The following is a 24,074-nucleotide window of genomic DNA, read 5'->3' on the forward strand; positions in this document are numbered from 1 at the left end:
AGGCGCTCCTCGGAGAGCAACTGCGCGAGGGCCGCTCGTCCCGCCTGGAGCCTCGCCGAATACGCGGGGTGATCCCAGTGCTTCAAGGCAGAGCCGGTCACCTCGTCGCCCATATGTTCCTCCCCAGGAATCGAACGTCCATCAACTCTAGGACTCTTGGTCATGCGCTGGCTACCAAAGGAGAAGTGGTTTCGTCCCAAATGGTGTACGTCGCGCTCATATTAGGGAGCCGCCCGGCGCGGTGGTGTCGGGATCTTGACACAAGGGGGTCCCGCCCGGCGACGCACCGTCGCCGACCGCGTCGCGAGCGTCGCGACCGCCGCCGCCCGGGGGCCCGCGGCCGCACCGATAGGATCGCCGCGTGTCCGATCAGCGCCCGCCCCACCGGCCCGCCGACTTCCTCGCCGCCAACCGCGGCGGCGGCCTCGTCACCCTCCTCGACCAGCGCGGCGGCGCGCTCTTCGCTTACGCCGCATGGCGAGCCGGCCTCAAGCCGACCCACCTCACCCTGCTCAACCTGCTCGTCGGGCTCGCGACCAGCGCCGCCGTCATCGCCTACATCCCGGCCGCGAAGGACGGCGCCCCGTGGTGGCCCCTCGCCCTCGGCGCGCTCGTGCTGTGGCACGCCGCCTACATGCTCGACTGCGCCGACGGGCAGCTCGCCCGCGTCACCGGCACCGGCTCCGACGCCGGCGCGCGCGTCGACATCCTCTGCGACGTCGCCATCCAGGCGTCGGTCGTCGCGGTCGTCGTCGCCGTGGCCGACGCCTACACCCCGTGGCTCCCCGCCTGGTGCGGCGCCGCGTTCGCGGCCCTGTGGATGACGAACCTCGTCACCGCCGTCATGGCGAAGGAGGACGCGTCGGTGTCGATGGTCAGGTCGACGAGCCTCGCGGTGCGCCTCGTGAAGCTGGTGCGCGACTACGGCTTCGTCGTCGCCGTCGTCGCCCTCGCGCTGCTGTGGCCGGCGTCGATGGCGGCCGTGATGCTGTGCTTCGGGGCCGTCAACGGGCTGTTCCTCCTGGCGAGCATCGCGGTGAACGCGCGGGCGACGCTCCGCTAGTCCGCGAGCACTTCCTCGTAGATCTCGACGAGCCGGCGCAGCGTCACCTCGGGCGCGAACACCGCCTCGTAGCGGGCGCGGGCGTTCGCCGCGTACGACGGGTCCTTCGCGACCTCGCGGATCGCCGCCGCGAGCGCGTCCGCGTCGGGCGCGGCCACCACCCCGGCGGGCGCGGGGGTGCCCTCGCCGGCGATGAACGGCGCGCCGCCCATGCGGGTCGCGACCACGGCCCGCCCGGCGGCGAGCGCCTCGATGCCGGAGGTCGGCAGGATGTCCTGCCAGATCGAGGGCACGACGACGGCGGCGGAGGCCGCGACGGCGGCGTCGCGGGCGGCCGGGTCGAGCTGGCCGAGGTAGTGGACCTCGGGGTGCGCGGCCGCGGCGTCCTCGACGAGCCCGCGCAGGGGGCCGTCGCCGGCGATGCGCAGCGGCACCGCGGGCCGGGCCCGCTTCCAGGCGTCGAGCAGCAGCTCGACGCCCTTCTCGGGGACGAGCCGGGCGCTGAACAGGAAGCCCTCGCCGAGGGGTGAAACGCCGGGGTCGGCGACGGCGTTGGGCTTGACTCGGATCCGGTCGTCGGCGATGCCGATGCTCCTGAGGTACCCGGCCATGGCGTCGGTGAGCGCGATGAACCGGTCGACCGAGCGCCAGGTGTCGCGGTGGGCGCCGAGGGCGACGGCCATGACGGCGCTCTGGGCGCGCGAGCCCCGGTAGCAGGCGTGGGCCACGCCGGGCCCGTTCCACCGCTTGCCGTGGCAGTCGCGGCAGTCGTGGCCGTCCCTGAAGTAGAGCCCGTTCATGCAGTCGTGCCGGTAGTTGTGGATGGTCTGGACCACTTTGATCCCCGCGCGGTGGGCGGTGCGGACCACGGACGGCGACAGCAGCGGGTACGGGTTGTGGAGGTGGAGCAGGTCGGGGCGCTCGCGCTCGATGAGCTCGGCGAGGCGCCGCTGGGTGCCGGCCGCGTGCACGGGCGAGGCCGCGAGGAGCGCCTTGCGCTGCGGGGGAAGGGAGGCGATCTCGTCGGAGGAGCGCAGGAAGGGGACGACCTCCACGCCCGCCTCGCGCAGGGCCCCGATCTCGTAGTCCACGATGACGTTCTCGCCGGAGGGCTGCGCCGAGGCGTACCGGTTGTGGGCGATGACGATCTTCACAGGGCTTCCTTCAAGTGACGGCCCGACGACGGGGTGGCGGGGGCGGCTTTCAGCTCGGCCGAAGATACCGCAGGAGCCGAATAGGTGTAGGTTGTCGGGTACCGTGTCGGCGGGCCGCCCGGTGTCTGGAGACGCAGCGTCGATCTCCGCCCGCGGACACTCACCTCCACCGTAAGCTGACGACCGCAGGGATGTGCAGTGGCTACGAGCCTGGAACGTCCAGCAAACAAACTCCACGGAAGTGTTCCGTACGGACGGACGGGGACGCAGGTGGCCGGTGCTCGCGTAGGCGGTGACCCCCAGCTGGTCACGAACGGCGCCACCCGACGCACCTGGCGACGCCTGGTCCGCGCCTCCAACTGGCACCGCTACTACCAGGGGGCCCTGGTCGGGGTCGACCTGCTCGCCGCCCTGCTCGCCACGGTCATCGCCGTCAACTTCACCCACGCCCCGAGCGCCGGCTTCGACACCGAGAACCAGCAGCACTTCTTCTACCTGACGGTGTGGCTGGTCCTGCCGCTCGCGTGGCTGCTCGCCCTGTGGGGCACTGGCTCGTACGACCGCCGCTACTTCGGCATGGGCAACGAGGAGTTCAAGCGCGTCATCCGCGCCTCCATGTTCATGCTGGCCCTCGTCTCGTTCGCGGCCCTGACGTTCAAGGCCGACGTCTCCCGCGTCGCGGTCGCGGTCATCCTCCTCGCCGCGGCCGTCCTCGTCTGCGGGTTCCGCTACGCCGCCCGGTACGGCCTGCACAAGATGCGCCTGGCCGGGAAGGGCGTGCAGCGGGTCCTGCTCATCGGCGCCTACCCCGAGGCGCTGGAGGTGTACCGGACGGTGCGCCGCGCGCCCGCCGCGGGCCTGGTCCCGGTCGGGATATACGTCACCGAGGGCGCCTCCTCGGTCCGCAACCTCGACACCCCGGTCCCGGTCTTCGCCGGGACCGACGTCGTCACCTGCGCCGAGCGCCTCGAGGCCGACACCCTCGCGGTGTGCGGCTCGGCCTCGGCCGACGCCGCCGACCTGCGCCGCCTCGCCTGGCAGCTGGAGGGCACCGGCCGCGACCTGGTCGTCGCTCCCGCGCTCACCGACATCGCCGGCCCCCGGGTGCACATCCGCCCCGTCGAGGGCCTGCCGCTCCTGCACGTGGAGGAGCCCAAGATCTCCGGCATCGGCTGGCTGATCAAGAACGTCCTCGACATCTCCTCGTCGGTGTTCGGCCTCATCCTGCTGTCGCCGCTGTTCCTGGCCGTGGCGATCGCCATCAAGGCCGACAGCCCCGGCCCGGTGTTCTTCCGCCAGAACCGCGTCGGCCGCGACGGCGAGACGTTCTCGTGCTGGAAGTTCCGCACCATGTACATCGACGCGGAGGAGCGCCAGGCCGCGCTCATGATGCACAACGAGACCGACGGCCTGCTGTTCAAGATGAAGGACGACCCGCGCATCACCAAGGTCGGCAAGTGGCTGCGCCGCACCTCCATCGACGAGTTCCCGCAGCTCGTGAACGTGGTCCGCGGCGAGATGAGCCTGGTCGGGCCCCGCCCGCTCCCGGCGGAGAACGGCGACTTCCTCGGCGACGTGCGCCGCCGCCTGCTCGTGCGCCCCGGCATCACCGGCCTGTGGCAGGTCTCGGGCCGCTCGGACCTGTCCTGGGACGACGCGGTCCGCCTGGACCTGTACTACGTCGACAACTGGTCCCTCACGACCGACCTCCAGATCCTTTTCCGCACCGTCGCCGTAGTATTGCGCCGAAAGGGCGCGTACTGACGGGCACACGGGCGTGCATTGAGCGAACGCACAGCCTGCGCCCAGGTGAACGCCAGGCCAACCCTGATAATCTGGGATCTTGATGACTTCTTACGGAACCGGCAGCCGCATCCTCGTGACGGGCGGCGCGGGCCTGGTGGGCAGCCACCTGGTCGACGCGCTCCTCGCGAAGGGCTGCGACGTGACCGCTGTCGACAACTTCTCCACCGGCTCCCGCGCCAACCTCGAGTCCCACGAGCGCCTCACGGTCGTCGAGGCCGACGTCACGGAGGGCCTCCCCGTCGGGGACGAGCCCTTCGACGCGGTCCTGCACTTCGCGTGCCCGGCCAGCCCGGTCGACTTCGAGACCCTCCCCGTCGAGATCCTCCGCGTCGACTCCGTCGGCACCCTGCACGCGCTCGACCGCGCGCTCGCCGACGGCGCCCGCTTCCTCATGGCCTCCACCTCCGAGGTCTACGGCGACCCGCTCGTGCACCCCCAGCCGGAGTCCTACTGGGGCAACGTGAACCCGATCGGGATCCGGTCCTGCTACGACGAGGCCAAGCGCTTCTCGGAGGCCGCGGTCGCGGCCTACCACCGGCACAAGGGCCTCGACGCGGCGATCGTGCGGATCTTCAACACGTACGGCCCGCGGATGCGCCCCGACGACGGGCGCGTCATCCCGAACTTCATCTCGCAGGCGCTCGCCGGCGAGCCGCTGACGGTGTACGGCGACGGTTCCCAGACCCGGTCCCTCTGCTACGTCGACGACCTCGTCGCCGGCCTGGTCCTGCTGCTGGAGTCCGGCGAGTACGGCCCGGTCAACCTCGGCACCGAGTACGAGCTGACGGTGGGGGAGATGGCCGAGGTCATCCTGCGCCTGACCGGCTCGCCGTCGACCGTGGAGTACACCGACCGGCCCTCCGACGACCCCGAGCGGCGCCGGCCCGACCTCACCGCGGCCCGCGAGCTGCTCGGCTACGAGCCGCAGGTCCACTATGAGGCCGGTCTCAAGGCGACGATCGACTACTTCGCGGCGCAGCGCGCTGCGGGGAAGCTCACCGCCGTCTGAGCGTTCTCTGATGTCCCGCCCCGCGTGCGCGGTCCCGGCGCGCGGGCGGACACCACGTAAGCTGGCACCATGACGTATTCCGGTTCCAACTACCGCGGCAGCGCCTCGGTGCCCCCCGCGGGTGGCGGGGGCGGCGCCCGCGTCGCCTCGGCGGCGGCCGGCGGACCGACCCGGCGGGGCCTCATCGGCTCCGGGATCGGCCTGGTGGCCTCTATCGCGGCCACCGGCGGCGGTTTCGCGATCTGGTCGACCGCCAAGACCACCGACGCGGATCTCGAGCGCCCCTTCGACCTGGAGGCGATCCCCGAGGACGAGCGGCCCGACCGGCTCAACGGGGCCCTGAACATCCTCGTCATCGGCTCCGACCACCGCGAGGGCAACTCCGAGGAGGACGCGCGCTCCGACACCGTCATCCTCATGCACGTGAACGAGGACGGCACGGAGGCGTACGGCGTCTCGATCCCGCGCGACCTGTACGTGCACATCCCCGAGTACGCCGAGGCCAGCTACTACCCCGAGTACACCGGCGACGACGCGAAGTTCAACTCCGCGTACGCCTGGGGCGGGGTCACGCTCACCGTGCTCACCGTCGAGGAGCTCACCGGCGTCCGCATCGACCACGTCGTCGAGATCGACTTCGCGGGCCTGGTCCAGGTCGTCGACGCCCTCGGCAGCGTCACCCTCGACATCGAGCCCGCCGACGCCCCCGACTACTACGACGAGACCGGTGTCACCTCGATCCACGGCGACCACCGGTTCTTCCCGGCGGGGCCGACCGAGCTCGACGGCGAGGCGGCCCTGGACTACGTGCGCCAGCGGTACCAGTGGAACCGCGGCGACTTCGCCCGCATGCAGCACCAGCAGGAGCTCATCAAGGCCATCATGGACTCCGCGCTCAGCGCCGGCGTCCTCACCGACCGGGGCAAGCTCACCAGCTTCATCGACTCCACGTCGGACGCCGTCAAGGTCGACACCGAGTTCAACGTCGTGTCGACCGCGATCAGCCTCATGGACCTGCGCAGCGACGACCTGGTCTTCATGACCACGCCGAACCTCGGCACCGACGACATCGGCGGCGAGTCGGTCGTGGTCTACACGTACGACCTCGAGAACCCCGAGAGCGACAACCCGGAGGCGACGAGCCTCTGGGAGGCGATCCGCGAGGACACCGTCAGCGCCTGGATCGAGGCGAACCCCGCCGACGAAGGGGAATAGCCGCCGCGCGAAGGGCCCGACCGGACGGTCGGGCCCTTCGCCGTTCTCCGGTGCCGGTGCGTCCCAGATCGTCCGAAGTGGCTGCTGTGCACACCGATTCGGTTGCGTCCATTGGGACTTGAGAGTCTGGGCGTGAAGATCCCGAAGTCCGGCAGTGTGATCAAGGTCGTACGATGTGCGCAACGTACCTTCGACGAAGAGGCTGAGCCATGGCAGAGAACGACGAATACGTGCCCGACTTCGACATCTCCAGGCCGACCATCGCCCGCGTCTACGACGCGATCCTCGGCGGCAAGGACAACTTCGCGGCCGACCGCGAGGGCCGGGACGCCTACATGAAGTACGTCCCCAACGCCCGCGACGTCGCGCTCGACAACCGCGAGGGCCTGCGCAAGGGCGTGGAGTACATCGCCAAGCAGGGTGTGGACCAGTTCCTCGACGTCGGCGCCGGCCTCCCGACGATGCAGAACACCCACCAGATCGCCCAGGCCGTGAACCCGGACGCCACCGTGGTCTACGTGGACAACGACCCGATCGTGCTCGCGCACGGCCGGGCTCTGCTCGCCACCAACAAGTCCACGACGATCGTCACGGCGGACCTGCGCGACCCGCACAGCATCCTGAACAACGACGAAGTGAAGGCGGCCCTGGACTTCACTCGCCCCATCGGGCTGATGGTCGTGGGCCTCCACATGCACTTCCACGACGACGAGCAGCCCGACGAGTGGGTGCGCGTCCTCGTCGACGCCTGCCCGAGCGGGTCCTACCTGCTCATCACCGACTTCGTCGACACCGGCGAACCGCTCCAGAAGGCCATCGAGCAGGCCGGCCTGGAGTCGCTGGGCAACGGCTGGATCCGCACGCCGGAGCGCATCAAGGAGCACTTCCTGGGCCTGGAGCTGGTGGACGACAAGATCGACTTCATCCCCCGCTGGTTCCCCGGCGAGCCGGAGAAGGAGGTCCCCGCGGTCGAGGACATCGAGCCGTGGCACAAGATCATGATGGGCGGCGTCGCCTACAAGGCGTGAGCACGCGATTCGACGGCGCGCGACCGCGGTCGCGCGCCGTCGGCGTGTCCGGAGGCTACCGGCGGGTCTCACTCTTCAGGGTGAATTCCCCGCGATCGGACGAGTCCGTCCAGCGCGCGTTCCGGGCCTCTGGGCCCGAGGAGTGATCACTAGGAGTAGTGGTCCCGGATGATCCGGCCGATGATGTCCTGCGTCTCGCGCGGCTGGGCCGCCTGGACGCACAGGTGCTCCATCGCCGCCTGGTAGGCGTCCACATCGGCGTCGCGGTCGAGGTACAGGCCGCCCGTGAGGTGCTCCATGTAGATGACGTCCTTGAGCTCCGGGTACGCGAAGCGCAGCCACGTGAAGGGCGCGCCGGCGCCGGAGTGGGCGCCGCTGGAGAACGGGACGATCTGGATGCGCACGTTGGGGCGGTCGCAGGCCTCGGCGAGCGAGTTGAGCTGGTCGCGCATGACGCCGCGCCCGCCGAAGGGTCGGTGCAGCGCGGCCTCGTCGATGACCGTCCACAGTGTGGCCGGGTCGTGCTCCCGGTCGAGCACCTTCTGCCGTGCGATCCGCACGTCGATCCGGTAGTCGATCTCCTGGAGCGGGGTGTGCCCGTAGCCCAGCATGAGCAGCGAGCGGGCGTAGTCGCGGGACTGGAGCAGGCCCGGCACCAGCTGCACCTCGTAGGTGCGGATGGTGGACGCGGCGGTCTCCATGTCCAGGTAGGTGCTGAACCAGTCGGGCAGCGCCTCGCCGTACCGGTGCCACCAGCTGGGCCGGTTGGCCTCGCGGCACAGCTCCAGGACCCGCTCGACCTCGACCTCGTCGGTGACGCCGTACATGACCATGAGGTCTTCGACGTCCCTGAGCCGGAACGAGACCCGGCCCAGCTCCATGCGGCTGATCTTCGACTCGGAGCCGCGGATCTCGTAGGCGGCCTCGCCGCGCGTGATGTTCGCGCCCTCGCGCAGCCGGCGCAGCTGCCCGCCGATGATCATCCGCAGGGCTGTGGGCCCGGTCGGGGTGTCCTCTTTGCTCGCCATACCGCCCACCTCCTCTCGCGGTGATCCGTCGGGAAGGAACGACGCACCCTGACAGGGTAGCCCGTCGGGCCGCTCCTGCCAGGGTGAGAGTGCAGCCCTTGGGCTTTCGTCTTCCGGCCCTAAGCGATCAGGTCGTCGAACTCGCCGTCCTTCGCGCCCTCGACGAGGGCGCGGATCTCGGCGACCGTGTAGACGAGGGCGGGGCCCTCCGGGAAGCGGGAGTTGCGCACGGCGATCTCGTCCCCGCCGGGGAGCGGCGCCAGCTCGACGCAGTTGCCGCCGTTCGGACCGCTCCGGCTGCTCTTGCGCCAGATCAGCGACGAGGGGAGCTCCCCTGCCGGGATTCCATTGCGTGCCTTGTCCATAGAGATTCCTTCCACCAGTGGCCGGTCGGTCCGGCCGGATCTCTCTTGCCGTCGGCCGACTGCCGGAGGCGCGGGACCGGGTCCCGCGGGAGTACCAGACGGCCCTCCTGACGGACGATTCCGACATCCCCGTAGTCGATCGGATCAAGTGTCGCACATTACACACAGTCACTGCACGGGAGGATGGCCGCGCAGATGCACGTGCATCTGCCCGGTGTCGATGCATGTTACGATGAATGTGACAATGCACATAGACACGGCCGCGGAAGGTGTGCGACCGTTGTCACGGACTCAAATGCCGCTAACCGACGTTCCGGGCAGCGACAGGCGGAACCGTCCGAAACCTCCGGGTCTTCGGGGCGGCAGTCGCCTTCGCGAACGAGCGTCGCGCATCGCACAACCGAACACGCCAGTCGTCGTCATGCAGAGCCTGGCCGGGCCCCGCGCTCCGGTGAGGCCCGATCGTCGCCCGGAGAGGGGTTGGGTGCCATATGGAACGTCTCGAAGCGCAGACGTTGCTCCAGGCAGCCGCCGCAGGCAAGCTGCGGAGCTCGATGTGCCAGCAGGTGATGGCGATCGAGTACGACCGCAGCGGCCAGGTGCTCTACCGGTGCGCCCGCTCCTGCGGCAAGCACACCGCGGACGCCGCCCAGGTCCAGGCAGGACTCCTGTGGCACTACCGCGGACGCAGCATGGGGGAGCACTACGGGCTCCCCGACGAGGACATCGTGGACGACATGCTCGCCTCGCTCCAGCTCGCCTGGATCCGCGACGGCGACATCTATACCGCGCGCTTCCGCTTATCGCGACGCGCACCGAAGACCTTGCTCTGTTTGGTGGGATAGAGCTTCGGGGAGGCCGGTGGGGGCCTCCCCGAGCTCTTCACCAAGACCAGAACACATCGCGAACAGTGCTGACACACTGAAAAACGGGCGGGACCCCAGGGGCCCCGCCCGTTCTCGCACCCGGTCTCACCGTCCACGCCCGACCGGGCCCGCCTCCGATCGCCGGTGCCGGCCGTCGGCGCTGCCGCCGAGCGAGTCGCGCAGCTGCCGGACCAGCTCGGCCAGTCCCTGGTCTCCGCCCGGGCCGACGTACCCGCGCGCCCCGTCGCCCATCGCCCCGATCGTCGCCGTCGCGCCGGCCCCGACCACGCCGATCTGGACGCTTCCGATCCGGGCCCCGGCGAACAGGTCGAATCCCTCTGCCTCGTTCATCTCGACACCTCTTCCATGTGCGGTCACGGTCCCTCGTAGGGGCGGTAGACGCGACCGGTGGAGTTGGCGCCGATCGAGCCGATATGGGTGGTGGTGTTGTCCCCGATGCTGCCGACGTTCATGTTCCCGCCCTGCCCGGGCGAGAAGTTGTAGGTCGAGCCGGACTGCGGCGCCCGCGGCGCCGGAGCGCGCTCGGCCGGTTCGGGGTCGTACCTGTCGAGGAGCGCGAGGGCGAAGGCGGCGGCCCGGCGGGCGGCCATGGGCTGGGTCTGCCGGTCGGTCTCCTTGTCCTTGTCGTCGAGGAGGTCGGAGACGCCGCGGATGACGGTGGCCTCGACGCCGCGGGCCCGGCGGGCCGCGGCCATGGCGCCGTAGCCCTCCATGTCGATCGCGGTGGCGTCGCCGCAGTGCTCCCGGATGAGCTCGGCGGTGTACGAGGTGCTGCCGGTGACCACCTTCCCGCCGGAGGCGATCGGCCGGTGGTGGACCGTCGGGGCGGAGAGCGCCTCGGGGTCGGCGCGCCAGATCCAGGTGCCCTCGATGCTCACCCGCTCGCCCTGCTCCTTGAGGATCCTGGAGGTCGGCAGCGAGTCGATGCGCGGGCGGAGGCCGAGGTCGGTGTCCTGCCCGCCCTCGTACCCGTAGACCTTGGTCGCGGCCACGACGTCGCCGACCCTCGCGTCGCGGAGGCCGCCGCCGACGCCGACGAGCAGGAGGACCTGCGGCCGCCACGTGTCGAGGGCCTCCCCGACCGCGGCCGAGGTGTCCTCGTTGCGCCTCCCGGTGAGCGCGAGGACGAGGCGCCACTGCACCTTCCGGCCCCGGAAGTCGTGCAGTTCGTAGACGGAGTCGCCGCGGCGCTCCTCGGCGGGGCTGCCGCCGAGCAGATCGCGGACGGCGCGGTGCTCGAGTTCGAGCGGGGTGCAGATGACGGCGGTCGGACTGGTGGTCATGCGGTGCTCCCTCAGGGGGTAAGGGGGATCGGGCTCAGCGCCCGGCGACGTGAGGACCTATATTGTTTATTGTCCAATTGACTGTTACGATCGTAGGCGCGTTCGCGAATTATTGTCAAGTCACCAAGAAGGGGGACTTCGATGAGGGACCTGATCCCGCTCGTGCAGCTCACGGCCGACGTGGTCATCCTGACCGTCCGCCAGGAGCTGGAAGTCCTGCTCGTCCGGCGCGGCAAGCCGCCGTTCGAGGGGATGCTCGCGATCCCCGGCGGCTACATGGAACCCGGCGAGAACCTGTGGCAGACCGCGGTCCGCGAGCTCCAGGAGGAGACCTCGCTCGACGGGATGGCGCACCACCTGGAACTCGTGGGGATCTACACCGATCCGGACCGCGACCCGCGCGGGCAGGTGGCCTCCGGGGCGTGGGTCGCGATGATCCCCGACCCGCCGGTCGCGCGACCCGGCGGCGACGCCGCGGCCACGCAGTGGCTCCCGGTCGAGCAGGCGCTCGAGTCGGCGCTCGCGTTCGACCACCGGGTGATCCTGCACGACGCGGTGGAGCGGGCGCGGCGCAGCCTCGACCAGTCGACCGCGGCGGTCTCCTTCTGCCGCAAGGAGTTCACCGTCTCGGAACTGCGGCGCGTCTACGAGACCGTGTGGGGAGGGAAGCTCGACCCCGGGAACTTCCACCGCAAGGTCACCAGGATCGAGGGGTTCATCGAGCGGACCGGCCGCACCACCACGCGCGACGGCGGCCGCCCCGCCGCCCTGTACACCGCCGGGGCGAGGAAGTGGCTGCCGCCGTCGATCCCCCGCCCCGAGATGAGCGCGTAGCGCGCCTGCGCCGCTAGTGGTTCCGGGCCGTCCGGACGGCGAGGGCGCCGCCGGCGAGCGAGAGGAGGGCGGCGATCCAGAGGCCGGCGCCGGGGCCGGTGACCGGGAGGGCCGGGCGGGCGTCGTCCTCATCGGTCCCGTCGTTCGCGGCGGGCTCGGCCTGCGCGGGCTCCGGGACGCATTCGACGGAGAAGGACGGGCCGGCGACGTCGCCGTCGGCGACCTCGAGGTCCTGGACGGTCGCGCCGTCGACCGGGTAGTGCTCGTCGGTGACGATGCGGACCCGGTACGAGCCGGGGAAGACCTTCGCGAAGCGGAACGAGCCGTCCTCGCCGAGCTCGGCGGTCACCGGGTCGCCGTTCTCGTCGGCGACCGGTTCGCCCCCGGCGTCGAGCAGTTCGAGCCGCACCTCGCCGGCCATGTCGCTGCACCGCCCCAGGACGTCGCCGGGGCCGGAACCCGGGTCGGGCTCGCCCGGGGCGCTGACGAGGACCGGCTCGACCGCCGTGACGACCTCATAGGCCTCGGCGGCGACCCAGAGCTGGAACATCGGGATGCCGGAGAAGTCGGCGAAGGTGAAGGTCAGCGAGGCGACGGCGACCGCGGGCTCGAACCAGCCCGTCGCGCCGACGGTGTCGCCCGAGTTCGTGCCCGTCAGCGTCCGGGCCGCCTCGTCCCAGGCCGGTTGGTCGGTGGCCGCGGACTTGCAGCCCCCGGGGCGGGGCGAGTTCTGGCAGAGGTTGAACGCGCTCTGGAAGCCGAGGTCCGAGCCGGTGAGGGCGTTGCCGTCGGCGTCGGTGCCGGAGATCTCGACCATGTCGACGTCGATGTCGCCCAGGGCGAACGCCCACTTCGAGGCGGGCGTGGGCGTGTCGAAGGTGAGGACCGTCGTGGACGGCAGGTTCCCCGACGTGGTGCCGATGCCGATGTACCCCTGGCCCCTGGAGGAGCCGTACGCGGCGCCAAAGGGCGTGCCCTCGCCCATCCACACCGACGTGCCCGACGGAGTCGTCACCGGCGAGCCGTTCGTGCTGAGCTCGGCCCCCGGGAAACCCGCGGCCGGGCTCGCCATGCGGAACGCCCCGCTCCCGCCGCTCCACCCCGCATACCCCGGCTCGGCCGCGAAGGCCGCCGAGGGCACCAGCACCGCCACGACCGCCACGGCGGCGACCGCGCCCACGCGAATCCATTGTGAACTTTGTTTCCCCATGGGCACGATCGTCGCAAACCCCCACCACGGAACGACCGCACGACACGCGACAGCGGAGGAGGGGGCGTCGGGGGAAGACGGGAGTGCTTGCGGCCAATCCCTAACAAGCTCGTCGACAATGGCACTTTCTAGATTGTGTGACCGTGATAACATTCACGAGTCGTCTTCGATGGGAACCCCTCCATGGCAAAGACACCTTCATCGCGACCAGTTGATCGCTACTGCGTGCAGTGTGAGGCCCTGGTGTTGTTCCCTGACTGGTCTGCCTGCAAATACTGCGGCGGCAGGCTGACCGCGAGCAAACCACTGCGCGGAGCCTTGTCTCGGGCGGGCACGCTCCAGAGAAAGCAGCACGCCACGCGTGAACGGAAGCCGAGCAGCGGAGCAAAGCCGGCCAGAACCCAATCGCACAGTCGGGCCACCGAGGCTCGACCGGCATCGAGTGGCTCGCTCTCGCCCCTCTGCGAGCTCTGCGGGAGGTGCGCGAAGAAGAACAGTGTGCGCTGTCGGCCCTGCGAAAACGGGCCGAGGGTGGCAAAGCAGTCTCAGCCCAAGGTTGTTGCTCAACCGGCGAGTCGCAAGCAACGGGCAAAAGCGCGGAAGGCTGCCCAGCAAGCCGATACCGCGCGGGGGATCCGGGCTTCCGGTCGGTGCGAATGCTGCGGTATCAACGCCAAGGCCGGACGGCAGTACTGCGCAAGGTGTACCGACCTGCTCCGCTCCGGAACTCGCGCCACTGCTGTCCAGGTGGTGCCGGCCCCACGGAAGCCGCCGCGCTCGGGACGCAAGACCACGGGTCCCATCAAGTCTCGCACCTACACCCCGCCCGAGAACGACCCTCGGGTCACCAACGACTACGCGAAGGGGATGCGGGGAAGGCCAGCCGGCGAGTTCGGGGATTGAACTCCGATCCGCGCTGCTCCGGTGCCGCGTTCGCCCGAAACGGCTTGACCACCAGTCAGGAAGGTTGAACGGAAGAGGCACTTCGCGGCAGGGTTTGGGTGCGATGCGGTCCGGCTTGTGGCGATATCGTGGTGCCGAACCGTTCTCACTGCCACCGTGCACCTGCTGAAGGGCCGCCATGACCACACCCCTCAACACGGCCAGGCTCGCGATCGGCATTGCGGCCTCAGTCGTTGCGATAACCGCCGTACCTCATGCTGCGCTGGCGGACGAGGAGCTGGACCTCTACGCCGAGAACGCCTGGGTCGTCGACCAGACCGGCGCTGAGGCGGCCTGGGAGACCACGACGGGCGAGGGCGTGACGGTCGCGGTGGTCGATACCGGCATCGCCGAGGAGCATCCTTTCCTGGAGGACAAGAGCATTCTCGACGGGAAGTCGTTCATGGGCGACGATGAGGCGAACGCCCGGGTGGACACCGACGGCCACGGCACCGGCGTCTCGGCGGCGGTCCTCTTCGCCGCGCCCGAGGCGACGATCCTGCCGGTCCGAGTGGGTTCGACCAGCGCTGACATCGGCTTCGGCACCGGGGTCACGCAGATCGACATCGACGGAATCCGGTGGGCCGCCGACAACGCCGCGGACGTGATCGTGATTCCCTGGGGTGAGGTCACGCAAGCCGAACCGAACCCCGAGTTCTTGGAGGTCGTGCAGTATGCGATCGACAAGGACGCGGTGGTGATCGCCGCAGGCGGCAACGACCCCGAGCTTGATCAGGTGCCGAACCCGGCGTCGTTCCCCGGGGTGGTCGCAGTGAGCGGCACCGATCGCAGCGGCGACGCCTGGAGCACGAGCACCACCGGGCCGCAGATCACGCTGGCGGGACCGGCGGACACGATGCTGTTCCCCATCCCCCAGATCGCCGATTTCGGTGACGAGGACCTGTACTTCGAGGCGGCCGGGACCTCGGCGGCCGCCGGGGTGGTCGCCGGCGTGGCCGCGCTCGTGCGCGCGGCACACCCGGACCTGGACGCCAGCAATGTGCTCCAACGGCTCATCGCCACAGCCGACGACCACGGGCAAGCCCGTACAGACACGCTCGGGTTCGGCGCGATCGACGCCGACCGGGCGGTGAACGCCACCGATGTCGAGACCGTCACCGAGAACCCGCTGGGCTACCCCCTCGGCTCGGCCGGGGCCTCTGACGCAAGCGAGGATCCCGCATCATCGGAGGAGGGCTCCGCCGCACCGGCGACCACCGGTGAACCGGCTGCAGCCGGCACTGACTCCGGCCAGGATGAGTTGATGCCGGTGGTCCTCACCGCCGCGGTGGTGGTCCTGCTGGCTGCCGCAGTGTCGGTGTGGCTCGTGCTCCGGTCGCGGCAGCGAAAGACCGTCCAGCCCTGGCAGTAGCGAGGGCCGGGTCAGTCCTCCGTCTCGCGGCGCCGCTCCTCCCAGGCGTCGTGTTCCTTGTCCCAGGCGCGCTGGTGTTTCGGGCCGTCATGGGCTGGTCCGACCGCTCGGTCGAACGGGGCGGAGAACACGTCCTCCGCCTTGACGTACTTCGACTCCCGCGGGGCGGTCTCCTCTTCCTCAGCGTCATCTGCGTTTCGGCGGCCATGTACCGGCCCGGTCGCGCCTGTACGCCCGGCAGCGCCCCTGCTGGCTGCACCGATCGGCCGCTGACCGGGAGGCAGCGGCCCGTGCGATCCAGTGGCACCCGGACTCCTGGTCGAGACCGGTCCGGGCCCGAAGCCGCCGGCGCCGAGCGTGTTCGTCCCAGGTGGGAGCGCAGTGCCGCCACTGGTCGGGACCGCCCCATAGGTGGATGGAGCGCCGGGCAGGTTCACTGCGGTGCCGCCTGCGGCGAGACCGCCGGAGGGCTCGTCGAAGTCGTCGTGCGAGGTGAAGTTCCACGAACCAGCCAGCTCGTCCTCATCGTCCTCGTCCGGGTAGAACACCGGCTCGGTCGGAGCGCTGTTCGCGATCACAGGAACACGACCTGAGTCTGCCGGAGTCTCGGCGAAGACCCCGGTCGCGGGTCGCTCGAACGTCGTGCCGCCCGGCATCCCTTCAGGTTCTCGCGGCAGCGGCTCGGCAAAGTACGCCTGCGTGATCGCCGCATACTCAGCGCCGAGGTCGGCGATGATCTCCGCGAGCTCGTCGTGGCGGTCTTCGCGCCAGGCGGTGTGCTCGTTGGTGCAGGCGACCCACTGGTTGGAGGTGAGCCCTGCGACGTCCGCCCGGGACAGGCCCTTGACCTGCTCCAGCCACTCCTCGAGTTCGGGGATGTCGTTGGCGGGGTTCAGGTCCTCACCGAGCTGGTTGTCCCCGCGTGCCCGTGCCTGCGCCGACGCCAGCTTTGCGGCGATGCCGGGAAGGTACTCCTGTTCTGCCGCTTGCATGTAGGACTCGGTCGCCGCGCTGTACTGGATGATCAGCAGCGTCCGGTTCTGGAACTCCTCGGAGGCCGGTCCCCGCCAGTGGTCGACGAGGTCCGTCACGTTGGCGTTCAGGGCCTCCCTGGTCGTGGCGAGCTTGCCGCGGGCGGTCGCCCAGACGGCCGCAGAGAGTTCGACGCTGGTCGGATTGCCCTGGGTGATGAGCATGTCCCAGAGCTGTTCGGTCGAGTAGCTGTCGCGGTAGTGGGCGAAGCCGAGCGGTTCGGCCATCAGAGGGGTCCTTCCCGGGGGCGGCTCGTGCAGGGGTGGGTCACGAACGGCGGCTACAGGATCCTGGGCGAGTCGTCCTCACGACCGCCGTCTGCGCCGGAGGAAGGGGCCTCCGGTTCGGCGGCGCGGGTCTGGATCTCGGCCAGGTGGGATGCGGTCAACGTACCGGTCGAAGAGTCGAACTCGGAGACGAGCACGCCGACATCCGCCGCGACGTTGCCGTCCGTATCGGTGTAGGCGGCCATCGTGTCGGCCGCGACCGTGCTGGCGGTGTCGATGCCGTGCCAGACGCGTTCGACCGCTTCGGCACCCGACTTGTAGAAGTGCTCCAGGTACCCGGTCGCAAGGGCCTGCGCCTCCGGGAACGTCCCGACACGGAGCTGCTGGGCATCGATCTGGGAGAACACGATGTCGGGTACGAGACCGAGCCCGGCGACCGAGCCGAGATCACCCATGGTCAGGACCGACCGGGCCTCGTCCAGGTCGGTCAGCGACGCGCCGGTACGCAGTGTGAAGACCGCGAAGGCGTCCTCGTCGGCGACGACCAGCCGTTCACCGTTCCGGTACAGGGTCTGGCCGTCTGCGGTGTCGTCGGCGCTGACATTGATGATCTCGCCGTTGCCGTCGACGATGTCGCTCACGGTGATGCACCTCAAGGGGTCGGTTCACTGGGGGGAAGCGGCTGGGACCGTGCGGATCAGGTGGGTGTACGACACGATACGCACCGCTACCCCATGCTAGCCAGACGATGTCGGGCCATGGGACAGGACGCCCAGACACGACAAACTGACCGGACCCCATGATGTCCCGCATTTGTGACATCATATTCTGACCGCCCGTGATCCCATGCGCACCAATCGTGCTCCAATGCCGAATCCGCCATCGTCACCTGCACGACAAGGAATCCCCATCCCCATGTCGGTGAACCTGCCCAGCCTCGACCAGATCCTCACGGAGGCCGCCCGCCGCCTCGAAGACCTCACCCCCGACCTCACTCCCGAAGAAGTCGACCGGGTCGTCGAGCACAGCCTCGCCACCACCTTGGTCACCGCGACCATGCCCACGTACGCGATGACCGCCACCATGGCCCTCACCCTGCGGCTCAAATCGATCCAGCTCCCGGCTGACACCGCTCGGCACTGGTCCTACTGCGACCAGGTCGGCCAGGCCGCCGGCTTCCTCCTGACCGAGCTGCGCGCCGCCTGCTCCGAAGCCCGCAGTCAGATCCTCACCGCACTCGGCCGGCACCGCGGAGGCTCCAATGCCCGATGACCCGGAACTCCACACCGGCCCCGGAATGCGCCGCCTCCTCGACGTCCTCGCCCAAGGCGCGCCCGCGCCCGAGGCCCCGAAACGCTTCGACCGCACCAGCCCCGACGGTCTGGTCCGGCTCGTCCTCGAACCCAGCGGCGCCTGCACGGTCGACATCGATCACTTCGGCGCTGAAGCAGAGGACGGCATCGCCCGCGCTGAAGCCGCCATCAAAGCCCTCTACAACCGCGCCAACGCGAAACTCACCGAACAGGAGTCGCCCCATGTCCGGCGCTGACGTCTTCTCCATGACCCCTGAGAAGGTCCATGAGGCCGTGGAGGTGCTCTTCGGCATCGAAGCTGAGATCGACACGCTCACCGGTGGCCTGCGCACCGAGACCGACAGCGCTGCAACGACGTTTGCTGCCGCCAACTGCGCGATCGGCGACGCCTTGACGACCGCCTCGGACTTCTGGTGCGTACAGCGCGTCCTGGGCTTCACCGGCCTGGTCGGCAACCTCGGCGAATACCTCGCGGTCTGCGCGGAGCAGGCGGTCGAGATCGACGACTTCACCGCCCACGACTTCGCGACCCTCGCCGACCTCGACCGCTATCCCGGTCGGGCCGCCGAAAACGCCTCCGCACGCCCCGACTGGTAGGAGCAGCCGATGAGCGACATGCACTGGAAAGACTTGAAGGAGACTGACTTCAGTGCGCTAAAGACCCTGGCCGACCGGTGGGGAACCTACATCAACGACATGACCGCTCAAGCCGAGATCATCACCGAAGACGTCGTCAAGAAGCGCCTCAGCGTCGAGAACTTCGAATCCGAGACCGCGGACGATGTCCGCCACCAGGCCGACCTGCTGGCAGACTCACTCCAGGACGACCTCCACGAGTACGCGATGGTGAAGATCAAGGCGACCCTCGAAGACACCCATGACGAACTCATCGAATGCCAAGCCCAGCTTCTTGAACTTATCGACGTCGTCACCGGCGAGTACCGGTTCGAAGGCGGATCCAGCGATCCGTACGTCGTCGTCTCCGACGGGCATCGCGAGCGCATCGCTGCACTCGACGTCTCGGATGCGCTGGCGGAGCGGACCGGCATCAGCGGCTTCAACCTGAACGATGACGCCGGCCGCCGTGAGGCCAAGGTGGCGCTGTTGGAGACCGCCGAGGCGATCGCCGCCGAGTTCACAGAAGTGCTCAAGGCCATCATGACCCGCGCGCATCATGCCGACGATGACGCCGCATCGATACTGAAGTCCATCGTCGACTCCCCGGCTGAGCAGCCGCCGCCACTAGGCGCCACCTACGACGATCTGCTCGACGACTACGAGGCCGCCGACGCCGAACGCAACGCGGTGCTCCTCCAGGAACTTGCCTCCGGCGACTCGGAAGCCACTGCCACCGGGGTCAACGACTGGTGGAACAGTCTCAGCGACGACGAACGCGTCGGACTCATAGAAGCTCACCCCGAGCTGGTCGGCGGCCTCGACGGCATCCCGTCCGCGACCAGAGACGGTGTCAACCAGGACCTGCTGGCGAACGAGATCACCGCGACGGGCGACCGCATCGCGGAGATCCAGGCTCGCCTGGACCAGATGCTGGCAGACGGCTCGAACTCCTCGAATGCGGAGGAGTACCGCGATCTCCAACTCGAGCTCGGTGAACTCCAGACGCAACACGACAATGCCACATCATTGCAGGCGGCACTCGCGGCCGGCTCCGAATCAGGCGAACCACTGCTGCTCATCGATTTCGATACCAGCAGTGACGGAAACGCCGTGGTATCCGTCGGGGATCCCGACACCGCTCATCACACGGCCGTCTATGTCCCCGGCACCACCTCGGACCTCGGCAATGTCGGAGGTCTCGTCGGCGACGCGTCGACCCTCCAAGCCGACGCAGAGCGCTTCGGCATCGAGGGCGAACAGACCGCCGTGGTGATGTGGCTCGACTACGACGCCCCTGACAACGCGGTTCCAGTAATGCAGGACGGCCCTCTATACCCTGAGGCATGGCGGGATGAGCAAGCGATTGATGCGCGCCCAGGCTTGAACTCCTTCCTTGAAGGCATGGATGCAGCTCATGGCGGGGAGTCACACACGACACTGGTGGGGCACTCGTACGGAACCGTGGTCACGGGAGCGACGGCAGCCGAGTACCAGATCGCCGCTGACCAGATCATCGACGTCGCCAGTCCCGGTCTCACCGTCGAAACCGCCGACGAACTCAGCGTCGGCGGAGACGATGTCTGGTCGACGCGTGCAGAAGGGGATGTCATCGAACTCGCCGTCGACACGGGCGCGATGGGGGCTGATCCCACCTCGTCGGAATTCGGCGGCAACGTCTTCGATGCGGAGGCTGTCGGCGACAGCGGCACCGGCATCCACAGCGGGTATCTCGCTGACGGCAACGAGAACGCCGCCCGCTTGACCATGGCCGAGATCATCACCGGACAGCGAGGGTAGGCCGACCATGAGACGAATGCTGCTCGCTCTCTTTTCCGTATTCATGCTCGCCGTACAAGGATGCTCGATGGACCAGGACCCGCCGCCCGAACGCGACTTCGATGAAGCCGCAGCGTATCCGCTGATGGAGCAGGCCGTGCTCGACACGATCGCAGGGCTCCCCGACTTCCCCGGCTTCAAGACCCGGACGTACTACTCGCCTGAAGACTGCGAGGAAGCGCTGGGAGAGCAGTACAAGGGATGGGTGTCGTTGGAGATCGCCTATACCTTCGACGGCCCGGACTCCGAATCCGAACTCGTTCGGACCACCTACACCGACCTGCTGCGGGAGCAATGGACTGCGGCGGGCTACGACCTGCACCAGGACTCCATCGACTCGGCCACAGGTCGAGGTTCGCTAGAGGCCAAGCGTCAAGACGGCATCAACCTGTGGTGGGCGGTATCAGGCAGCGTCTCCCTCGCGGTCCAGACCGGCTGCATCCCTGCCACCGAGGGATTCGACAAGCCTGACTACCTCCCCCCGGCGGGCGGCGTACTTCCCGAGAACGACCAAGCCGCCCAGAATCGGATGAACCCTCCCGAGGACTCGACCGGCGAGGTCATCGACCCGTTCGCCAGCGGCTCTGCGAGCCCCTCCGTTGACTGACGTCAGCAACTCCCGGCCTTCGAGCTCAGGGGCCGCGTACAGCAGCGAATTGATCGTTGACCGGTGCCGGTCGGCGTTTGCGAAGCCCGACGTGTGAGTCACGCCGTCAAAGACATGCAAGCGACTCGATAGCTTGAAGCATCACACCGGACTGGTGGATGATGGGTGCCCCGTTTGGTCGCTTATTCGAACACATTGACGCAGGTCGTCGCCCTGCACGAGGCGTTGGAACGCCGATTGAGCGTGCCAATCGCCCAAGTTGCGTCCAGTCCCTCCTCCACGGAGGAGCCCCACCGGCCGCGCTCGCTACATCAGCGCCTGACCCCGTCTGAGATCGATGCGCTGGTGACAGCCTATCGCGCTGGCGTGCGCCAACCGGTACTGGCCGAGCAATACGGCATCGGCCTGACCAGCGTCAAGAAGCTGATCCGCCAGGCTCGCCAGGCGACTCTTGCCCGATGACCGCAGGCTTGCCGCCATCTCCTAGAGCCTCCCGGGCACAAGGCGCCTGGCGAACCCATCCACCCTTGATCTATATCAGATGCCTTGTGCACCAACTGAGACCAGCTCAGAGACGGTCGTATTTGACGTTGCACGCGCCCCTGCTTGCGACCGGCGATACCGTCGTGCACTCCGGTGCAGGATTCAGGCGCTCTCGTCGTCTTCGAGGCCGACGGCGCGGCGCAGTTCTCTCCGAGACTGGTCGAGGCCGTGCGATTCGGGCCCGTGCCTCTGTTGCGCGGTGTGCTGCATGAGGTCGGCGAGGCCGTCGGCGAGCGCGTTGAGCTTGTGCTGGACCGCGGCGTCGTTGCGCGATTCGGTGTTCTGCAGCAGCGCCACCATGAGGAAGGTGATGATCGTGGTGGTGGTGGTGTTGATGATCAGCTGCCACAGCTCCATCGGCAGCCAGACGATCGACGGTGCCCAGATCACCACCAGGAGCAGGCAGTACAGAAAGAACGGCGCCCGGGAGGCCTTCGTCGCGAACTTGTCGAACGGGGACGACGTGTGAGAGGAAATCGGTGCCGAAGCCGGGGGCGAAGCGGTCGACGGCGTGGATCAGGCCCGCCGAGGCGACCTGGAGCAGGTCGTCCCAGGCGATGCCTTTGTGCGAGTAGCGGGCGGTGATGTGCTCGGCCAGCGGCAGTTGACCGGTGATCAGCTCCGCGCGGACCACCGCATGCTCGGGATCGTCGGTGTCGAGCCGGGTTATCTGGGTGAACAGCGGCGCGAGGTGCCGGTAGGCGTCGCGGTCGCTACGGCCTGAATCGTGGTGTCGCTGTCGGGTCATGGCTCTCATCCCCGTTGTCATTGCCTGTAGCGTGCCTGCGCGGAGCCACTGGATGACCCTGCCGGCCCGGGTGCGCCTCGGCAGCCCCATGAACACTCACACCATAGGATGATCTGCCTGGGAATTTCGGGGGTCTCCCGGCTCGGCGGAGTACGAGTCAGTGGTGCGATGCGGGTCGCGGCGTCTTCAGCGGGCGGCGCGGCAGCGGCGGCGGATCTCGCCGGTGATGCGGGGGATGGCCCAGGCGAGGAAGTCGCCGTCGCGGGTGCCGTCGTAGCGGTCGACCGCGGCGTTGAGGCTGGCGGCGGCGATCTCCATGACCTGGTCCTGGGGCAGGCCCTGCCCGGTGAAGCGGTAGGCGATATGGTGCAGCAGCGGCACCGAGGCGATCACGATCTCCTCGCGCACCACCCCCGCGCCCGGGTCGCCATCGCCAAAAGCCGGGAGCTGGTCGAGCAGGGTAGTGAACTCATCGGCCCGCAGGCGAGAGCGCGGTGTGCGGATGTGCTGCATAGTCATGATGTCGCCCTCCTGGGACGCGGTCCTGTTGAGCGGCCGGAGCGCATCGATCCTGTGCCCCTACGACCTGGACGGACTCGACGCCCAGGCCATCGCCGACGCGCAGGCGACCCATCCGGTCCTGATCGACCGCACCGGACCGCGCGAGTGAGCACTTCGACCCCGCGCTGGCCATCGCCGACTACAACCAGCCGCTGCCCCCGGGGCCCGTCACGGCGATCGAACGCGAATTCGACTGCGGCACCCTGGAGAACGCCCGCTGGTTCGCGACCTCCTTCGGCCGTCACGCCGGACTGTCGGCCCTCCAACTCGTCGACCTCGAGATCGCGGTCACCGAGCTGGCCACCACCAGCGTCTTGTACGGCGGCGGGACGGGCATGCTGCGAACCTGGGTCGAGGCGGGGCTCCTCGTCGTCGAAGTCGTAGATCGCGGCGTGCTCTCCGACCCGCTCGCCGGCCAGCGTCCCTTCGAGGAAGAACCCGAGTACGGCCGCGGCCTGCTCTTGGTCAACCAAGTCGTCGACCTGATGCGCACCCATACCGGCACTCAGGGCACCACCAGACGGGTCCACCTCCGGCTGCACTGACCCCGCCGTTCGAGCTCACTTCACCCTTCGCGACGGGCGCCATCGGGCCAGATCACCGTCACCGGCAGACGACGACGCTCAGCCTCGGCGACGGCATCGGCGGTACCGCCGCGGACCGCGGCCGGCCCGCCATCCCACACGGCCAGCAAGAGGTCAATGCGCTCGAGCATCCGCACGTTCGCCGCCACGTACGCTTCGGGCCCCGCCTGGGCGAACGGCAGGACGTCAACGGACCTCGCCCGCGCGAGGAATCCGTCGAAGATGGGGAGGTGCTCGGCCCACACCCGCCGCTCGCGGTAATCGGCCGCCGCCAGAATCACTTCAAGCGTCCCGCCGAGCGCGAGTACGGACTGGGCGAAAATCTGGTCGGCTCCGAAGGCGAGGCACGTGACCCCCGTCAGATCGCCCTCGACCTCACGCAACGACCGATCGATACCGGACTTGACCAGTCTCGCAGTCGACTCGGACACATCCATGTGACCGGAGATCCCCACCCTCACGATCGCTTCCCCCGTCTCGACCATGGCCATCCGCTCGAACCGGTCGGCCGAATACCCTCGGCCCGGGCGCTCATGCGCCCCGACCGGCACTGCCGCTAGCTCCCGGACCCGCGACGAAGGCGCCGCACCCGCCCTTCGCTTCGCCGCTGAACATCGGCGCCTGAGGTCGGCGGTCAAGAGCTCGCCGGCAACGAGCCCGGTGAGGAGCGTCCGGAGCGCAGGATCTTGATACGGCCCCCCGCCTTGCGATCCTCAAGGACGGTATGCGCTGAATCTGGCATAACGTCTTGGTTTAGGAAAATCCGTATCGGTCACCTGGGGGACATTTGTCGGGATCGGGGTTACGGT

The 24,074-nt window shown here is 68.9% G+C and carries 28 protein-coding genes; 17 read left to right on the forward strand and 11 right to left on the reverse strand.

Annotated elements, in window-relative coordinates:
* The first annotated feature begins 361 nt into the window (after nucleotides 1–361).
* Nucleotides 362–1,063, forward strand: a complete 702-nt coding sequence (locus tag ABD419_RS12180) for a CDP-alcohol phosphatidyltransferase family protein (protein ID WP_344486550.1) — start codon at nucleotides 362–364, stop codon at nucleotides 1,061–1,063.
* Here ABD419_RS12180 and ABD419_RS12185 read toward each other — a convergent pair.
* Complete coding sequence (locus ABD419_RS12185; RefSeq protein WP_344486553.1) at nucleotides 1,060–2,217, reverse strand: glycosyltransferase family 4 protein; 1,158 nt, start codon at nucleotides 2,215–2,217, stop codon at nucleotides 1,060–1,062. The genes ABD419_RS12180 and ABD419_RS12185 overlap by 4 nt on opposite strands.
* Before the next feature lie 198 nt (nucleotides 2,218–2,415).
* Here ABD419_RS12185 and ABD419_RS12190 point away from each other — a divergent pair, with 198 nt between their 5' ends.
* From ABD419_RS12190 to ABD419_RS12205, 4 genes are all read left to right on the forward strand, one after another.
* Complete coding sequence (locus tag ABD419_RS12190) at nucleotides 2,416–3,981, forward strand: sugar transferase (RefSeq protein ID WP_425556025.1); 1,566 nt, start codon at nucleotides 2,416–2,418, stop codon at nucleotides 3,979–3,981.
* Nucleotides 3,982–4,063: 82 nt separating this feature from the next.
* Nucleotides 4,064–5,032, forward strand: a complete 969-nt coding sequence (locus ABD419_RS12195) for a UDP-glucuronic acid decarboxylase family protein (RefSeq protein WP_344486556.1) — start codon at nucleotides 4,064–4,066, stop codon at nucleotides 5,030–5,032.
* 69 nt (nucleotides 5,033–5,101) lie between these two features.
* Entirely contained in the window at nucleotides 5,102–6,247 is a 1,146-nt protein-coding gene (locus ABD419_RS12200) for an LCP family protein (RefSeq protein ID WP_344486560.1), read from the forward strand.
* 209 nt (nucleotides 6,248–6,456) lie between these two features.
* Complete coding sequence (locus tag ABD419_RS12205; protein ID WP_344486563.1) at nucleotides 6,457–7,275, forward strand: SAM-dependent methyltransferase; 819 nt, start codon at nucleotides 6,457–6,459, stop codon at nucleotides 7,273–7,275.
* 149 nt (nucleotides 7,276–7,424) lie between these two features.
* Here ABD419_RS12205 and ABD419_RS12210 read toward each other — a convergent pair whose 3' ends face one another.
* Complete coding sequence (locus tag ABD419_RS12210) at nucleotides 7,425–8,312, reverse strand: helix-turn-helix domain-containing protein (protein ID WP_425556026.1); 888 nt, start codon at nucleotides 8,310–8,312, stop codon at nucleotides 7,425–7,427.
* Between the two features lie 110 nt (nucleotides 8,313–8,422).
* On the reverse strand, nucleotides 8,423–8,668 hold the full coding sequence (locus ABD419_RS12215; protein ID WP_344486569.1) for a DUF397 domain-containing protein: 246 nt from the start codon (nucleotides 8,666–8,668) through the stop codon (nucleotides 8,423–8,425).
* Between the two features lie 554 nt (nucleotides 8,669–9,222).
* Here ABD419_RS12215 and ABD419_RS12220 point away from each other — a divergent pair.
* Nucleotides 9,223–9,513 carry a hypothetical protein gene (locus tag ABD419_RS12220; RefSeq protein WP_344486571.1) on the forward strand — a complete coding sequence of 97 codons (291 nt, stop codon included), beginning with the start codon at nucleotides 9,223–9,225 and terminating at the stop codon, nucleotides 9,511–9,513.
* A gap of 126 nt (nucleotides 9,514–9,639) precedes the next feature.
* Here ABD419_RS12220 and ABD419_RS12225 read toward each other — a convergent pair whose 3' ends face one another.
* Together ABD419_RS12225 and ABD419_RS12230 are read right to left on the reverse strand one after the other, a co-directional pair.
* Nucleotides 9,640–9,885 (reverse strand): hypothetical protein, encoded by a 246-nt coding sequence (locus ABD419_RS12225; protein ID WP_344486573.1) that lies wholly within the window; start codon nucleotides 9,883–9,885, stop codon nucleotides 9,640–9,642.
* A gap of 23 nt (nucleotides 9,886–9,908) precedes the next feature.
* Nucleotides 9,909–10,838 carry a 5'-methylthioadenosine/S-adenosylhomocysteine nucleosidase family protein gene (locus ABD419_RS12230; protein WP_344486576.1) on the reverse strand — a complete coding sequence of 310 codons (930 nt, stop codon included), beginning with the start codon at nucleotides 10,836–10,838 and terminating at the stop codon, nucleotides 9,909–9,911.
* Between the two features lie 141 nt (nucleotides 10,839–10,979).
* Between ABD419_RS12230 and ABD419_RS12235 the strand changes: the two genes are divergently transcribed.
* A complete protein-coding gene (locus ABD419_RS12235; protein ID WP_344486579.1) occupies nucleotides 10,980–11,672 on the forward strand; it encodes an NUDIX hydrolase in 693 nt (230 codons plus the stop codon).
* A gap of 13 nt (nucleotides 11,673–11,685) precedes the next feature.
* On the opposite strand, the gene ABD419_RS12240 is transcribed toward ABD419_RS12235, so the two are convergent.
* The gene (locus ABD419_RS12240) at nucleotides 11,686–12,852 is read right to left on the reverse strand and encodes a hypothetical protein (protein WP_344486582.1); all 1,167 of its coding nucleotides are present in this window, start codon (nucleotides 12,850–12,852) and stop codon (nucleotides 11,686–11,688) included.
* Nucleotides 12,853–13,963: 1,111 nt separating this feature from the next.
* On the opposite strand from ABD419_RS12240, the gene ABD419_RS12245 reads away from it, so the two are divergent.
* Nucleotides 13,964–15,196 carry a S8 family serine peptidase gene (locus ABD419_RS12245; protein ID WP_344486585.1) on the forward strand — a complete coding sequence of 411 codons (1,233 nt, stop codon included), beginning with the start codon at nucleotides 13,964–13,966 and terminating at the stop codon, nucleotides 15,194–15,196.
* An 11-nt stretch (nucleotides 15,197–15,207) separates the two neighbouring features.
* Here ABD419_RS12245 and ABD419_RS12250 read toward each other — a convergent pair whose 3' ends face one another.
* Nucleotides 15,208–16,455 (reverse strand): WXG100 family type VII secretion target, encoded by a 1,248-nt coding sequence (locus ABD419_RS12250; RefSeq protein WP_344486588.1) that lies wholly within the window; start codon nucleotides 16,453–16,455, stop codon nucleotides 15,208–15,210.
* Nucleotides 16,456–16,508: 53 nt separating this feature from the next.
* Complete coding sequence (locus tag ABD419_RS12255; RefSeq protein WP_344486591.1) at nucleotides 16,509–17,096, reverse strand: hypothetical protein; 588 nt, start codon at nucleotides 17,094–17,096, stop codon at nucleotides 16,509–16,511.
* Between the two features lie 274 nt (nucleotides 17,097–17,370).
* Here ABD419_RS12255 and ABD419_RS12260 point away from each other — a divergent pair, with 274 nt between their 5' ends.
* The 6 genes from ABD419_RS12260 to ABD419_RS12285 all read left to right on the forward strand — a co-directional run bounded on the left by ABD419_RS12260 (nucleotide 17,371) and on the right by ABD419_RS12285 (nucleotide 21,291).
* Nucleotides 17,371–17,727, forward strand: a complete 357-nt coding sequence (locus tag ABD419_RS12260) for a hypothetical protein (RefSeq protein WP_344486594.1) — start codon at nucleotides 17,371–17,373, stop codon at nucleotides 17,725–17,727.
* The gene (locus tag ABD419_RS12265; protein WP_344486596.1) at nucleotides 17,717–18,004 is read left to right on the forward strand and encodes a hypothetical protein; all 288 of its coding nucleotides are present in this window, start codon (nucleotides 17,717–17,719) and stop codon (nucleotides 18,002–18,004) included. The genes ABD419_RS12260 and ABD419_RS12265 overlap by 11 nt, the downstream gene beginning before the upstream one ends.
* Nucleotides 17,991–18,365, forward strand: a complete 375-nt coding sequence (locus ABD419_RS12270; RefSeq protein WP_344486599.1) for a hypothetical protein — start codon at nucleotides 17,991–17,993, stop codon at nucleotides 18,363–18,365. Before ABD419_RS12265 ends, ABD419_RS12270 begins: the two co-directional genes overlap by 14 nt.
* A gap of 9 nt (nucleotides 18,366–18,374) precedes the next feature.
* Complete coding sequence (locus ABD419_RS12275; RefSeq protein WP_344486601.1) at nucleotides 18,375–20,183, forward strand: alpha/beta hydrolase; 1,809 nt, start codon at nucleotides 18,375–18,377, stop codon at nucleotides 20,181–20,183.
* A gap of 16 nt (nucleotides 20,184–20,199) precedes the next feature.
* Nucleotides 20,200–20,829, forward strand: a complete 630-nt coding sequence (locus ABD419_RS12280; protein WP_344486603.1) for a hypothetical protein — start codon at nucleotides 20,200–20,202, stop codon at nucleotides 20,827–20,829.
* Between the two features lie 195 nt (nucleotides 20,830–21,024).
* A complete protein-coding gene (locus ABD419_RS12285) occupies nucleotides 21,025–21,291 on the forward strand; it encodes a hypothetical protein (RefSeq protein ID WP_344486606.1) in 267 nt (88 codons plus the stop codon).
* A 183-nt stretch (nucleotides 21,292–21,474) separates the two neighbouring features.
* Here the strand turns inward: ABD419_RS12285 and ABD419_RS12290 are convergent, their stop codons facing one another.
* A complete protein-coding gene (locus ABD419_RS12290; RefSeq protein WP_344486641.1) occupies nucleotides 21,475–21,849 on the reverse strand; it encodes a low affinity iron permease family protein in 375 nt (124 codons plus the stop codon).
* Nucleotides 21,850–21,883: 34 nt separating this feature from the next.
* Between ABD419_RS12290 and ABD419_RS12295 the strand changes: the two genes are divergently transcribed.
* Complete coding sequence (locus ABD419_RS12295; RefSeq protein ID WP_344486609.1) at nucleotides 21,884–22,096, forward strand: hypothetical protein; 213 nt, start codon at nucleotides 21,884–21,886, stop codon at nucleotides 22,094–22,096.
* A gap of 210 nt (nucleotides 22,097–22,306) precedes the next feature.
* Here the strand turns inward: ABD419_RS12295 and ABD419_RS12300 are convergent, their stop codons facing one another.
* Nucleotides 22,307–22,639, reverse strand: a complete 333-nt coding sequence (locus tag ABD419_RS12300) for a sigma factor (protein ID WP_344486612.1) — start codon at nucleotides 22,637–22,639, stop codon at nucleotides 22,307–22,309.
* Here ABD419_RS12300 and ABD419_RS12305 point away from each other — a divergent pair.
* Together ABD419_RS12305 and ABD419_RS12310 are read left to right on the forward strand one after the other, a co-directional pair.
* The gene (locus ABD419_RS12305; protein ID WP_344486615.1) at nucleotides 22,638–22,790 is read left to right on the forward strand and encodes a hypothetical protein; all 153 of its coding nucleotides are present in this window, start codon (nucleotides 22,638–22,640) and stop codon (nucleotides 22,788–22,790) included. The genes ABD419_RS12300 and ABD419_RS12305 overlap by 2 nt on opposite strands.
* 94 nt (nucleotides 22,791–22,884) lie before the next feature.
* A complete protein-coding gene (locus tag ABD419_RS12310; protein ID WP_344486644.1) occupies nucleotides 22,885–23,226 on the forward strand; it encodes an ATP-binding protein in 342 nt (113 codons plus the stop codon).
* Between the two features lie 20 nt (nucleotides 23,227–23,246).
* On the opposite strand, the gene ABD419_RS12315 is transcribed toward ABD419_RS12310, so the two are convergent.
* On the reverse strand, nucleotides 23,247–23,756 hold the full coding sequence (locus ABD419_RS12315) for a hypothetical protein (RefSeq protein WP_344486618.1): 510 nt from the start codon (nucleotides 23,754–23,756) through the stop codon (nucleotides 23,247–23,249).
* Between the last annotated feature and the right edge of the window lie 318 nt (nucleotides 23,757–24,074).

It is taken from the genome of Glycomyces endophyticus, assembly GCF_039531525.1.
GTDB classification, from domain to species: domain Bacteria; phylum Actinomycetota; class Actinomycetes; order Mycobacteriales; family Micromonosporaceae; genus Glycomyces; species Glycomyces endophyticus.